The organism is Sulfitobacter faviae, from assembly GCF_029870955.1.
Lineage (GTDB): Bacteria > Pseudomonadota > Alphaproteobacteria > Rhodobacterales > Rhodobacteraceae > Sulfitobacter > Sulfitobacter faviae.
Map to the genome: position 1 here is coordinate 2889564 of NZ_PGFQ01000001.1, position 13362 is coordinate 2902925.

Below are 13362 nucleotides of genomic sequence, written 5' to 3' on the forward strand. Positions count from 1 at the left end.
AGTTGACGAATTCGCTAGGCCACCTTAGAACGGTTCTAATCTGGTTCCGCGCAGTGTCGCGTGGATCAGTCTTTGGACTTAGGCATTTAAGCCGCCCACGTCAATCAAATGGCGCGGCGCGGCGGGTGAGGGTGAGACGATGAAGCTATCTACCAAAGGGCGCTACGCGATGGTCGCTTTGGCCGATATTGCCCTGCAACCCGAGGGCACCTTGGTGTCTCTGGGCGACATTGCCGAGCGGCAGTCGGTCTCTTTGCCCTATCTTGAACAGTTGTTCGTCAAGCTGCGCCGGGCCGAATTGGTGACCTCTGTCCGGGGCCCGGGCGGCGGGTATCGTTTGGCGCGTCCGGCGGCGGATATTCGCGTCGTCGATGTGCTAGCGGCAGTGGATGAGACGGTGGATGCGATGCACAAGGGGGCGGGCGCCTCGGGCGGTCTGTCGGGCAGCCGGGCGCAATCGCTGACCAACCGGCTCTGGCAGGGGCTGAGCGCGCATGTCTATGTATTCCTGCACCAGACGCGCCTTTCGGATGTGGTCGAGAATGAGCTTGCCCCTTGTCCGGCGGTGCCGACCCTTTTTGCCGTGGTGGATGAGTCGTGACGGTGGTTTTGGGCAACGGGGGCGCCTTGGCGGCTGTGGTCTGCGCGGGTGGTGATGTGGGATTTCGGGGGCGCTGCCCCGGACCCCCGCGGTATTTGGAAAAGGATGAAGGATGCGGGTCTATCTTGACCATAACGCGACCACGCCGCTGCGGGCGGAGGCGCGCGCGGCGATGATCGCGGCGATGGACCTGCCCGGCAACCCGTCATCGGTCCATGCCGAGGGCCGTGCGGCCAAGGCTGTGGTCGAGCGGGCGCGGGCGCAGGTGGCGGGGCTTGTGGGCTGTGATCCGGTCGATGTGATTTTCACCTCCGGTGCGACAGAGGCGGCGGCGCTTGCGGCTGCGATGGGGGCGCGTGTGGTGACCTCAGCGGTGGAGCATGACGCGGTTCTGTCTTGGGGGCAGGCGGCGCGTTTGGGCGTCGACGCACAGGGTGTTTGGGACGGTGACCTGGCCGCCGCGGCGGGGGCCGATGTGGTGGCCCTACAGGCCGCGAACAGCGAGACGGGTGTGTTGCAGCAGACCATGCCTTTGGCGCAGCAGTGTTGGGCGATGGAAAACACGCCCTATGTGCTGGTCGATGCGGTCCAGGCGCTCGGCAAGACCCGGTTCAAAATGGCGACCTCGGGCGCGGATTTCATCCTTGTCTCGGCGCATAAGCTGGGCGGGCCCAAGGGGATCGGCGCGTTGATCGTCAAACGCGGCATTGATCTGGCCGAACATGCACTGCTGCGCGGCGGCGGGCAGGAGATGGGTCGCCGTTCGGGGACCGAGAATATCCCGGCCATTGCAGGGTTCGGCGCGGCGGCTGAGGCGGCGGCGGCCGATCTGGCTGCGGGGCGTTGGGAAGAGGTGGCAGAACAGCGTAATTTGCTGGAAGCGACCCTTGCGGATGTCGCAAGTCTGACTATTTTAGTAGGGAAAGGCGCTCAGCGCCTGCCCAACACCTCTTGTATCATCACGCCCGGCTGGAAGGGCGAGACCCAAGTGATGCAGATGGACCTTGCCGGTTTTGCCATTTCGGCAGGGTCGGCCTGTTCCAGCGGCAAGGTGCGCGCCAGTGCCGTATTGCGCGCCATGGGCTTTGATGAAACACAGGCCGCCAGCGCGATCCGGGTGTCGCTGGGCCTCGACACCACCCGGGAAGATATCCTGCGGTTCGCCACGAGCTGGACGGCCAAATTGAAAAAGCACGAAACGCGGGCCGCCTGAGCGCCGCCACGGAAAGGAACTGAAACCTTGGAAAATATGACCCTGAAAGAGAATGATGGCGTCAAGGAAGGCGTTGACCAGGAAACCGTGGATGCCGTGCGCGAAGTCGGCGGCAAGTACAAATACGGCTGGTCCACTGACATCGAGATGGAATACGCGCCCAAAGGGCTGACGCCGGAGATCGTGAAGCTGATCTCGGAGAAGAACGGCGAGCCTGAGTGGATGACCGAGTGGCGGCTTGAGGCTTACAACCGCTGGCTCAGCAAGGAAGAGCCGGATTGGGCGATGGTGGATTATCCTGAAATCGACTTTCAGGAGCAGTATTACTACGCCAGGCCCAAGAGCATGGCGCAGAAGCCCAAGTCGCTCGACGAGGTCGACCCGAAGCTGCTGGCGACCTATGAAAAGCTCGGCATCCCGCTGAAGGAGCAGATGATCCTTGCCGGTGTCGAGGGCGCCGAGGATGCGCCTGCCGAGGGCCGCAGGGTGGCGGTGGACGCGGTGTTCGATTCCGTCTCCGTCGGCACAACCTTCCAGGAAGAGCTGAAAAAGGCCGGCGTGATCTTCTGCTCGATCTCCGAGGCGATCCGCGAATATCCCGACCTGGTGAAGAAGTACCTCGGCTCGGTCGTGCCGGTGTCGGACAACTTCTACGCCACGCTGAACTCCGCGGTCTTCTCCGACGGGTCCTTCGTCTATGTCCCGCCGGGGGTGCGCTGCCCGATGGAGCTGTCGACCTATTTCCGCATCAACGCCGAGAACACCGGCCAGTTCGAGCGCACGCTGATCATCGCCGACAAGGGCTCCTACGTCAGCTACCTCGAAGGCTGCACCGCACCGCAGCGCGACGAGAGCCAGCTGCACGCCGCCGTGGTTGAGATCATCGTCGAGGAAGACGCGGAAGTGAAATATTCCACCGTGCAGAACTGGTATCCGGGCGACGAGGACGGCAAGGGCGGGATCTACAACTTCGTGACCAAGCGCGCCGATTGCCGCGGCGACCGCGCGAAGGTGATGTGGACGCAGGTCGAGACCGGCTCTGCCGTGACGTGGAAATACCCGTCCTGCATCCTGCGCGGCGACGACAGCCAGGGCGAGTTCTACTCCATCGCCATCGCCAATAACATGCAGCAGGCCGACACCGGCACCAAGATGGTGCACCTCGGCAAGCGCACCAAGTCGCGCATCGTGTCCAAGGGCATCTCGGCGGGCAAGGCACAGAACACCTACCGGGGCCTCGTCTCGATGCACCCCAAGGCCAAGGAATCGCGCAATTATACCCAGTGCGACAGCCTGTTGATCGGCTCGGAATGCGGGGCGCATACGGTGCCCTATATCGAGGTGAAGAACAACTCGAGCCGCGTTGAGCACGAGGCGACGACGTCGAAGGTGGACGACGACCAGATGTTCTATTGCCGCTCGCGCGGCATGGACGAGGAAGAGGCCGTGGCGCTGGTGGTGAACGGTTTCTGCAAGGACGTGCTGCAGGCGCTGCCGATGGAGTTCGCCATGGAAGCGCAGGCGCTCGTGGCGATCTCGCTGGAAGGCTCCGTCGGCTGATGAGCCTTGATGCGGCGCATACCCCCCTCCGCCTGCATTGGTGGAAGGCGCAGCCGAACTTCGGCGATGCGCTGAGCCCGCTGATTCTGAGCCATGTCTCGGGGCGGCGGGTGGAACATGCGTCGGTGGATGAGGCCGAGGTCTTCGGCCTTGGCTCGCTCATGCAGGTCGTGCGGCGGAACTACGAGACGCCGCGCGTCGGGGCCAGGCCGGTGATCTGGGGCAGCGGTCTGCTGCGCCCCGCCGGGGGCCGTGCGTTCCTGAAGAACATCGAGATCGCGCTGCTGCGCGGGCCGGTGACGGCGGCTCTATTGGGCATCGAGACAGACGTTTTCGGTGATCCGGGGCTCTTGGTGAACGAGGTTCTGCCCAGTGACGCACCACGCGGCGACAAGATCGGCATCGTGCCGCATCACACGCTGGCGGACGGTCCCGACTTGCTGGACCTCGTGGCCTCCGACAGCGCCTATGTGCTGATCGACCCGCGCGATCCGGTGGAGCAGGTTTGCGCCGGCATCGCCGCCTGTGCCCATGTCTTTGCCTCGTCGCTGCACGGGCTGATCACGGCGGATGCTTACGGCGTGGCCAACACTTGGGTGGCGCCCGAGGGGCAGGGGCGGCTGAAGTTTCACGACTACGCCGCCTCCGTGGGGCGCGACATGCGCGCGCCGATTGCCTTGGCCGATATTCCGGCGGCACCCAAATCCGACGCGCCGCTGAGCTACCAGGGCGGCATCACGGCCTGCCGCGCCGCGCTGAAAGACAGCTTTCCCGCCGCGCTCTGCGCCCGTCAGGGGGCGGCATGAACTTTAACACGCAGGGGCAAGCCCCTGAGACAACACTGAAATAGCATGAATTGCGGCGCAAGGCGCGCCAGAAGGAGACCGAAATGCTGAGCATCAAGAACCTGCAGGTGAAACTGGAAGAAGAGGACAAGCAGATCCTCAAGGGCGTCGATCTGGAAGTCGAGGCCGGCAAGGTGCACGCCATCATGGGGCCGAACGGCTCGGGCAAGTCCACGCTGAGCTACGTGCTCTCGGGCAAGGACGGCTACGAGGTCACCGAGGGCTCCGCCACGCTCGAAGGTGAAGACATCCTCGAACTGGAACCCGAAGAGCGCGCCGCGGCGGGCCTCTTCCTTGCCTTCCAGTACCCGGTGGAAATCCCCGGCGTCGGCAACATGACTTTCCTGCGTACGGCCGTGAACGCACAGCGCAAGGCGCGCGGCGAAGAGGAAATCTCGGCCGCCGACTTCCTCAAGGAAATCCGCGCCAAGGCGAAAGACCTGAAGATCGACGCCGAGATGCTGAAGCGGCCCGTGAACATGGGCTTCTCCGGCGGTGAGAAGAAGCGCAACGAAATCCTGCAGATGGCGATGCTCGAGCCCAAGATGTGCATCCTCGACGAGACCGACTCGGGCCTCGACGTTGACGCGATGAAACTGGTGGCCGAAGGCGTGAACGCCCTGCGCACCGAGGGCCGCGGTTTCCTCGTCATCACGCACTACCAGCGTCTTCTCGACCACATCAAACCGGACGTCGTGCACATCATGCATGATGGCCGCATCATCAAGACTGGTGGGCCTGAGCTGGCGCTCGAAGTCGAGAACAACGGTTACGCAGACATCCTTGCCGAGGTGGCATAATGGCCGAAGCACAACTGAAAGAAACCCCGACCGAGGCGATGATCGCAGCGCTCGACATGCCGCAGGGCGGCTGGAGCCAAGCGGCGCGCGAAGATGCGCTGGCGCGGGTTCGCACCATGGGCCTGCCGCAGCGCCGGGATGAATATTGGAAGTTCACCCGCCCCGACACGCTGACCCAGGCTGAGGCGCAGCCTGCCGCGATCTTCGATCACGGTGACGCGCCCTTGTTCGACGGCACCGAGCGTCTGCGCATCGTCTTTGTTGATGGCGTGTTCGACGCCGACGCCTCGGATGACCTCACGCTCGAAGGCGTCAGCATCGAACGGCTCGCCGCGGCGGACAGCGACCTGCATTGGGCACGCGACCTCTACGGCACGCTGGAAAAGAACGGCCAGACCCCGGTGCAGCGTCCGCTCGCGGCGCTCAACACCGCCTTCGCGACCGATGGCGTCTTGATCCATGTCTCCGGCACGCCGAGCAAGCCGATCAATCTGGTTTATCAACACAAATCAGAGACTTCCGACGCGATTTTGCACCATGTGGTAAAGCTCGACAAAGGTGCCGAAGTCACGCTTTTGGAGAACGGTCCCGCAGCTGCGCGCTTCAACACCGTGATGGAGGTCGAGGTGGCCGACACCGCGCGCTTCCACCATGTTCGCGCACAGGGCCGCGACCACGAGCGCCGTGCCGCGACCCATGTCTTCACCCGTTTGGGGACCGAGTCGCTGTTCAAGAGCTTTACCGTCACCGTGAACGGCGCGCTGACACGCAACGAATGCGTGATCGAGCTCACTGGCGACGATGCCTCGGCCCATGTGGCGGGCGCCTGCGTCGGCGATGGCGATTTCCACCATGACGACACGGTTTTCATCACCCATGATGCCGAGAATTGCGAAAGCCGTCAGGTCTTCAAGAAGGTGCTGCGCAACGGTGCCACCGGCGTGTTCCAGGGCAAGATCCTCGTAAAGGAAGGCGCGCAGAAGACCGATGGCTACCAGATCAGCCAGTCGCTTCTTCTGGACGGCGACAGCCAGTTCCTCGCCAAGCCCGAGCTTGAGATCTACGCCGATGACGTGGCCTGTTCGCATGGCTCGACCTCCGGCGCGATCGACGAGGAGGCACTGTTCTACCTCCGCGCCCGCGGTGTGTCCCATGCCGAGGCAACCGACCTGCTGACGCTGGCCTTCCTTGCCGAAGCGGTGGAGGAGATCGAGGCCGAGGAACTGCGCGAGGAAATCACCGGGCGTCTCAGCTCGTGGTTGGAGCGTCGTAGCGCCTGATGGCTGTCACCAGCGATATCGTTGCGACCTACCGCAGCCCCGGCAAAGTGATGTCGGGGCTGCTTGCGCAGGGACGCAACGAGGTGCGCGTGCTGATGTTCGCGCTGATGGCGGGGCTGCTGATCTTCGTGGCCCTGTCGCCGTATCAAGCCCGCGCGGCGCATCTCGATCCGGACGGGCCGCTCGCGGTGCGCCAGTATTGGAGCGCGTTTTTCTGGATCTTCGTGATGCCCTTGCTGCTCTATGGCTTGGCCGCGATGGTCTGGGGGATCAGCCGTGTCGCGGGGCAACGGCTCAGCGGTTATGCGGTGCGGCTGACCTTGGTTTGGTCGCTCCTTGCCTCTGCACCGATCCTTTTGTTGCTGGGCCTCGCGCTTGGGTTCATCGGGCCGGGCCTACAGGCGCAGATCGTCGGGGTGATCTGGTTGGCCGTTTTCTTTTGGTTCTGGATCGCGGGACTTGTCGCCGCGCAGCGGGGCTGAGATGAGCGGCGCCCTGATCCAGCTTGCGCAGACCACCCTGCGCAGCCCCCGTGTGGCAGCGCGCCAGATTGCGGTGCTGCCCTTGGGCAATGATGTTGTCTGGACGTCGCTTGCCTTGGTGGCCGCACTGAATGCGCTCGTCATCTCGGCCACCTTCGTGATCGCGCCGCCCGCCATGGCGCTGCCGAGCTATTTCCAATCGCCACTGGTGCTCTTCGCGCTGCAGGCCGGGTTGATGGTGCTCTATGTGCATGCGCTGACTTGGGTTGGCCGGGCACTGGGCGGGCAGGGCGCGGTGACGCCGCTTTTGGCTGCCGTCGTGTGGCTTCAGGCGCTTCGCCTCTGTGCGCAACTGGGCATCTTGCTGCTGACCTTGGCGCTGCCGCCGGTGGCGTTGCTGGCCTCTTTCGTCGTTACAATTTGGGGTCTTTGGATCCTTTTGAATTTTGTGGCCGAACTCTTGCATCTGCCGGGGCTATTCCACGCCGCCGCGGTGCTCGTGGGGCCGCGCTTGGGGTCTTGCTGGGGCTTGGCCTTTTGCTGTCTTTGATCGGGCTGACCGCCCAGGGAGTTTAAGTCATGTTCGACGTTGAAGCCGTCCGGGCGCAGTTTCCGATCCTTGGCCGCGAGGTGAACGGCAAGCCGCTGGTCTACCTCGACAATGGCGCTTCGGCCCAGAAGCCGCAGGTGGTGATCGACGCGATCACCCAAGCTTATGCGAATGAATATTCCAACGTTCACAGGGGTCTGCACTACCTTTCTAATCTTGCGACCGACAAATACGAAAGCGTGCGCGGCACCGTGGCGCGCTTCCTCAACGCCGGGTCGGAAGATGAGATCGTGCTCAACACCGGGGCGACGATGGGGATCAACACCGTGGCCTACGGTTGGGCCATGCCCCGGATGCAGGCGGGCGATGAGATCGTCCTGTCGGTGATGGAGCATCATGCCAATATCGTGCCGTGGCATTTCCTGCGTGAACGGCAGGGCGTGGTACTGAAATGGGTCGATGTGGACGCCACCGGCGCGCTTGACCCGCAGGCGGTGATCGATGCCATCGGGCCGAAGACCAAGCTGGTTGCAATATCTCACCTTTCCAACGTCTTGGGCACGAAAGTTGACGTGAAAACCATCACCGAAGCCGCTCATGAGAAGGGCGTTCCGGTCTTGGTCGATGGCTCGCAGGCGGCGGTGCATATGCCTGTCGACGTGCAGGACCTCGGCTGTGATTTCTATGCCGTCACGGGGCATAAACTCTATGGCCCCTCCGGTTCGGGCGCGATCTATATCAAGTCCGAGCGCATGGCCGAAATGCGCCCCTTCATCGGCGGCGGTGACATGATCCGCGAAGTCAGCAAGGACGCGGTGAGCTACAACGACCCGCCAATGATGTTCGAAGCAGGCACCCCCGGTATCGTCGGCACCATTGGCTTGGGCGTAGCGCTGGAGTTCATGATGGATCTGGGGATGGAGAATATCGCCGCCCATGAGGACGATCTGCGCGACTACGCGGTCTCGCGGCTCGGCGGTTTGAATTGGCTCAACCTGCAAGGCACGACGCCGGACAAAGCGGCGATCTTCAGCTTCACACTGGACGGCGCCGCCCATGCGCATGACATCTCGACCGTGCTCGACAAGAAAGGCGTGGCCGTCCGGGCTGGGCATCATTGCGCAGCCCCCTTGATGACGCATCTCGGCGTTTCGGCCACCTGCCGCGCGTCCTTTGGCATGTATAACACCCGGGCCGAGGTCGACACATTGGTCGATGCGCTTGAATTGGCGCATGATCTTTTCACCTAAGGTGAATTTCGCCGCCCTTGCCCCCGGATTTCCCATTGCAGGGGCGGCGCGCTCTGGCTATACCGCCCCTCAGTGGACCCTTAGCTCAGCTGGATAGAGCGCTGCCCTCCGAAGGCAGAGGCCAGAGGTTCGAATCCTCTAGGGTCCGCCATTTTTTCCGATCGTTAAGTTTGCTGCCGCGCGATGCGTCGATCATCCGTTTGCGCAAGAAAAAGCCCCGCGCAGCGATGCTGGCGGGGCTTTCCGATTTCTAAAGCGGTGCCTTAGCGGCGGCGGCGCCCACCTGAGCGGCCCGCGCGACCGCGGCCCTCTTGACCCGCTTTGGGCGCGCTTTTGTTGAACTCAATCCAAGCGCTGCCATGAGGATCACGGTCGAAGAGGAAGTTGGCGGCGCGGATGGCCTCCATCTCCTTGCCCGGGCGGGGTTTGGTCGAGCCGAGGTTAAAGAGCGTCGCAAAGGTCTCGTCATCCATATCTTCGGGGAGGATGATCCCCGCGGCGGCAATCTCGGCCCGCTTTTCGGCGATTTTGGTGGCGCTCAGCGGCACGGCCACCGGGTTCATGATCGCACTCGTCATGCCCGCACCCATTGCCATGGGGAGGAAGGCATTGTTGATGCCGTGGCGGTTGGGCAGCCCGAAAGAGATGTTGGAGGCGCCACAAGTGGTGTTCACGCCCAATTCCTCGCGCAAACGGCGGACAAGGGTAAAGACCTGATGGCCCGCCGTCGCCATGGCGCCAATCGGCATGACCAGCGGGTCGACGACGATGTCATGGGCGGGAATGCCAAAATCGGCGGCGCGTTCGACGATCTTTTTCGCCACGGCAAAGCGCACATCCGGGTCCTCGGAGATCCCTGTGTCGTCATTGGAGATCGCCACGACAGGCACGTTGTATTTCTTGACCAGCGGCAGCACGACCTCCAGCCGCTCTTCCTCTCCGGTGACGGAGTTCAGCAGCGGGCGGCCTTCGCAGGCCTCAAGCCCCGCCTCAAGCGCGCCGGGGACCGAACTGTCGATGCAGATCGGCACGTCGACGGCATTTTGCACGACCTTGATCAGCTCCGGCATCAGCATCGGCTCGACGAAGTTGTTGTCGGCATAGCGCGGGTCTTCGGCCATTTTGTTGGAGAAGACCGCGCCCGAGTTCACGTCGAGCACCGTGGCACCGGCGGCGACCTGCGCGATGGCATCCGCCTCGACCCGCGAAAAATCGCCTTGCTCCAGCTCTTGGCTGAGGATCTTGCGGCCCGTGGGGTTGATCCGCTCTCCGATCACGCAAAACGGCTCGTCAAAGCCGATGACGGCGGTCTTGGTCTTGGATTCGATGACGGTTCTGGTCATGTAACTTCCTTCAGGCTGCGTCGGCGGGCACCCCAGAGGCGCCGCCATTCTCTTGGACCCATGTGGCGCTGGTCTTGATCCCGCCCAGCGGGAAAAGATGCACATGGGTGATGTTGAAATCCGGGTGCGCCGCTTTGTGGGCGGCTAGTTCGCTGATCACATCTGTCGGCTCATAGGGCAACAGCAGCTTGGTGACATCCATTGCCCGCTTTTGCAGCACCTTGAGCGAGGGGCCAACACCGCAGGCGATGGCGAATTTGATCAGCGTTTGCAGTTTGGCGGGGCCCGCGATGCCGATGTGGATGGGCAGGGTGATACCAGCGGCCTTCAGACTGTCGGCCCATTCGATGATCGGCTGCGCGTCAAAGGCGAATTGCGTGGCGATGGCCATTTCGGCGTCCGTGCGGGTTTGGAAATCGTTCTTCCATTTGAGCGCCGCATCGACGTTAAGGCGGCCCCCGACAGCGTCGATATCGCGGTTGCCTTCGGGGTGGCCAGCGACATGCAGGCGGGTAAAGCCTGCCTTGTCGAACAGCCCCGTTTCCATCAACTGCATCGAGTCGCTGAATTCCCCCGCCGGAGTGGTGACACCGCCCGCCAGCAGCAGCGCTTGGCGCACATCGGCCTCGCCCTGATAACGGGCGATCCAATCGGCCAGCGTGGCGCGGTCTTTGATGATGCGGGCCGGGAAATGCGGCATGACCTTGAAGCCATCCGCATTCAACCGCGCGGCGGTGGCGACCATGTCTTCGATCGGGGTGCCGTCGATATGGGCGATATAGACACAGGTGCACTCTGGCAGTAGGGCGCGGAAATCCTCGACCTTTTCGGCGGTGCGGGGCATCACCTCGATCGAATAATCTTTCAACAGCGCCTCGACTTCGGCCACCGGCGCCTCTGGGGCCGGTGTTTCCTTTTTGCGGAAGTTCAAAAGTGCCATGAGCGTGTCCTTGATCATAGGGCTGGCAGGCTATGCCCAACCGTCGTTGTCAATCAGTTGCTTAATCCGGTCGCGGTCGTATTCCGCGTCGATGCGGGCGGCTTCGGCATCGGCGATGCTGTCGGGATCGCCCTCAACCTCAAACGGCTCTGCCTTGCGCCATTCCGCGAGATAGGCGTCGGTATTGGCGGCCCCCACCTTCATCGCCGCGCGGTCGATCGCCTGTTCAAAGCGTTCGGGCAGGGGGCGTTTCGCCCCGCGACGGCCCTTGCCGACGATCACCTGAGCGGGAATATCGCGCCAGTAAACGATGGTGACTGCGGGCATGGGACGATTCCTCCGGTTTAAACCTGTCTAACGAGCGTCGCGGTCAGGACAGGGCCGTTTTTCGACGAAACACGACCCATCCGCGACTTGGGGGAGGTGATAGCGCATTGGCCCTGCCATCACGAGGGGGCGGCGCCCCCATTATTCTCAAGATGATTGTGAGGTGGCCCTGATTGCGGGGCGAGGGTGTCCCGCGGACGCCGCGGAAATTGGCCCAAGGCACCGCGACCACTTGCACCGGCTGGGCGCAGGGAATACCTTTGGGGGCAACTCGATATGAAAGGCGCGTAACCATGGCGCCACAGCGTCCCAAAGGTGCGGGTGCGCTCGACAAAGACATTCCGGCTCTGAGCCCCGCGCCAGTTCCGCCCAGATCTAATGAGCTATATGCGGCCCTAGATCTGGGTACAAATAGCTGCCGCATGTTGATCGCCCAGCCTCGGGGCAGCGGTTTCCATGTGGTGGACAGTTTTTCGAAATCGGTGCAATTGGGTGCCGGTTTGGAAAAGACCGGGCGGCTTTCGCGCGGATCAATGGCGCGCACCATTCAGGCATTGCGCATCTGTCAGCAAAAGTTGCGGCGCAACAAGGTGCAGAACATGCGTCTTGTCGCGACCGAAGCCTGTCGCCGTGCGCAGAACGGGGCGGAGTTCATGCGCCGCATTCAGCGCGAGACCGGTCTCAAGCTCGACATTATCCGCCCCGAGGAAGAAGCCCAGCTTGCCGTGATCTCCTGCGCGCCGCTGGTCAGCCGCAAGACGGAAAACCTGCTAGTGGTCGATATTGGCGGCGGTTCGACCGAGCTGGTGTGGATCGACATCTCCAAAGTGCCGCGGGCCGACCGCGCACGCTCGATCATGCGGCTTCAGGGCGGGTTCTATCAGGCGAAATCTGATGTCCCCGCCGCCCGGGTGGTGGATTGGATCAGCGTGCCCTTGGGCGTGGCGACCCTGCGCGATCAATTTTCTGACGTCGAAGACGATGCCGCGCGCTTTGCCCTGATGAGTTGGTTTTTCGAAGAGAACCTCACCGATTTCACGCCCTATCAGACGATCCAGTCGCAAAAACGGTTCCAGATCGTCGGCACCTCGGGCACCGTGACCACCGTGGCGGCAAGCCATCTGAACCTGAAGCGCTATGACCGGACAAAGGTCGACGGCCTCAGCATGACCAGCGCCCAGATCGACAAGGTGATCCATTCCTATATCGCCATGGGGCCGGGCGGGCGGCGCGCCGATCCGCGTATTGGGCAAGACCGGGCGGCGCTGATCATGTCGGGGGCCGCGATCCTGCAAGCCTTGATGCGCTGCTGGCCGACCGACAGGCTGTCAGTTGCGGATCGCGGTCTGCGCGAAGGCCTGCTATATGCACAGATGAGCGCCGATGGCGTATTAGAAGAAGGGGTCTTTTAATGGCCAAGACACCGGACGGAAAGAACACCTCGGGGCGCGGTCAGCGTGATCTCAAGGTCAAGGTGAAATCCGCACGCGGGCGCAAGCTCAGTTCCACCCGTTGGTTGCAGCGGCAGTTAAACGATCCTTATGTCAAACGCGCGCAGGCCGAGGGCTATCGTGGGCGGGCGGCTTATAAGATCATGGAGCTGGACGATAAATATCGCTTCCTCGTCCCCGGCGCGCGGGTGGTCGACCTTGGTGCCGCACCGGGCGGCTGGTGTCAGGTCGCCGTCAAACGCTGCAACGTATTGGGCGAAAAGAAGGGCAAGGCGCAGGGCACCATTCTGGGGGTCGACCTGCAAGAAATGGAGCCGATCGCGGGCTGCGAGTTGCACCAGCTCGACTTCATGGAGGATGACGCCGACCTCAAGGTCAAGGAGTGGCTCGGCGGCAAGGCGGATGTGGTGATGTCGGACATGGCCGCGGCCTCATCCGGGCATAAACAGACCGACCACCTGCGCATCATCGCGCTTTGCGAGGCGGCGGCCTATTTCGCTTTCGATGTGTTGGAAGAGGGCGGCACATTCGTAGCCAAGGTGCTGGCAGGCGGCGCGGAAGGTGAGTTGCAAAAGCTGCTCAAGCGCCGTTTTGCCAAGGTCGCCAATATCAAACCACCTGCAAGCCGCCCGGATTCGTCGGAAAAATTCGTGGTGGCCACAGGGTTTAAGGGCGAAGAAGCCTAACCCGCCATCGCCGTTCATGGGGCGTAAACCAGTC

General features: G+C 62.8%; 14 protein-coding genes and 1 tRNA gene. 12 read left to right on the forward strand and 3 right to left on the reverse strand.

The features are described 5' to 3' along the window. Nucleotides 1-139 precede the first annotated feature (139 nt). From iscR to CUR85_RS14950, 10 genes are all read left to right on the forward strand, one after another. The gene (iscR, locus tag CUR85_RS14905; RefSeq protein WP_067262959.1) at nt 140-601 is read left to right on the forward strand and encodes a Fe-S cluster assembly transcriptional regulator IscR; all 462 of its coding nucleotides are present in this window, start codon (nt 140-142) and stop codon (nt 599-601) included. A gap of 112 nt (nt 602-713) precedes the next feature. Further along, complete coding sequence (locus tag CUR85_RS14910; RefSeq protein WP_067262956.1) at nt 714-1814, forward strand: cysteine desulfurase family protein; 1101 nt, start codon at nt 714-716, stop codon at nt 1812-1814. 36 nt (nt 1815-1850) lie between these two features. Beyond that, nucleotides 1851-3374, forward strand: a complete 1524-nt coding sequence (gene sufB / locus CUR85_RS14915; protein WP_067262981.1) for a Fe-S cluster assembly protein SufB — start codon at nt 1851-1853, stop codon at nt 3372-3374. Then, nucleotides 3374-4180, forward strand: coding sequence for a polysaccharide pyruvyl transferase family protein (locus CUR85_RS14920; RefSeq protein ID WP_067262953.1), 807 nt, complete (start codon nt 3374-3376; stop codon nt 4178-4180). Before sufB ends, CUR85_RS14920 begins: the two co-directional genes overlap by 1 nt. 83 nt (nt 4181-4263) lie before the next feature. Continuing rightward, a complete protein-coding gene (sufC, locus tag CUR85_RS14925) occupies nt 4264-5019 on the forward strand; it encodes a Fe-S cluster assembly ATPase SufC (RefSeq protein ID WP_067262950.1) in 756 nt (251 codons plus the stop codon). Further along, on the forward strand, nt 5019-6299 hold the full coding sequence (gene sufD, locus CUR85_RS14930) for a Fe-S cluster assembly protein SufD (RefSeq protein ID WP_067262947.1): 1281 nt from the start codon (nt 5019-5021) through the stop codon (nt 6297-6299). The genes sufC and sufD overlap by 1 nt, the downstream gene beginning before the upstream one ends. Beyond that, nucleotides 6299-6781, forward strand: coding sequence for a hypothetical protein (locus tag CUR85_RS14935; RefSeq protein ID WP_067262945.1), 483 nt, complete (start codon nt 6299-6301; stop codon nt 6779-6781). Before sufD ends, CUR85_RS14935 begins: the two co-directional genes overlap by 1 nt. Before the next feature lies 1 nt (nt 6782). Continuing rightward, nucleotides 6783-7331, forward strand: coding sequence for a YIP1 family protein (locus tag CUR85_RS14940; protein WP_280322798.1), 549 nt, complete (start codon nt 6783-6785; stop codon nt 7329-7331). Nucleotides 7332-7360: 29 nt separating this feature from the next. Further along, nucleotides 7361-8581 (forward strand): cysteine desulfurase, encoded by a 1221-nt coding sequence (locus tag CUR85_RS14945; protein ID WP_067262941.1) that lies wholly within the window; start codon nt 7361-7363, stop codon nt 8579-8581. Between the two features lie 74 nt (nt 8582-8655). Continuing rightward, nucleotides 8656-8732 (forward strand) — tRNA-Arg (locus CUR85_RS14950). 112 nt (nt 8733-8844) lie between these two features. Here CUR85_RS14950 and CUR85_RS14955 read toward each other — a convergent pair. Genes CUR85_RS14955 through CUR85_RS14965 form a run of 3 tightly spaced genes read right to left on the reverse strand, consistent with a single transcriptional unit; the run spans nt 8845 to nt 11191 of the window. Next, on the reverse strand, nt 8845-9924 hold the full coding sequence (locus tag CUR85_RS14955) for a methyltetrahydrofolate cobalamin methyltransferase (protein WP_067266272.1): 1080 nt from the start codon (nt 9922-9924) through the stop codon (nt 8845-8847). A gap of 10 nt (nt 9925-9934) precedes the next feature. After that, nucleotides 9935-10882 carry a methylenetetrahydrofolate reductase gene (locus CUR85_RS14960; protein ID WP_280322799.1) on the reverse strand — a complete coding sequence of 316 codons (948 nt, stop codon included), beginning with the start codon at nt 10880-10882 and terminating at the stop codon, nt 9935-9937. A 12-nt stretch (nt 10883-10894) separates the two neighbouring features. Continuing rightward, nucleotides 10895-11191 (reverse strand): virulence factor, encoded by a 297-nt coding sequence (locus CUR85_RS14965; RefSeq protein ID WP_067266269.1) that lies wholly within the window; start codon nt 11189-11191, stop codon nt 10895-10897. 293 nt (nt 11192-11484) lie between these two features. On the opposite strand from CUR85_RS14965, the gene CUR85_RS14970 reads away from it, so the two are divergent. Then, nucleotides 11485-12603, forward strand: coding sequence for a Ppx/GppA phosphatase family protein (locus tag CUR85_RS14970; RefSeq protein ID WP_067266266.1), 1119 nt, complete (start codon nt 11485-11487; stop codon nt 12601-12603). Further along, nucleotides 12603-13328, forward strand: coding sequence for an RlmE family RNA methyltransferase (locus tag CUR85_RS14975; RefSeq protein ID WP_067266264.1), 726 nt, complete (start codon nt 12603-12605; stop codon nt 13326-13328). The genes CUR85_RS14970 and CUR85_RS14975 overlap by 1 nt, the downstream gene beginning before the upstream one ends. Nucleotides 13329-13362 lie beyond the last annotated feature (34 nt).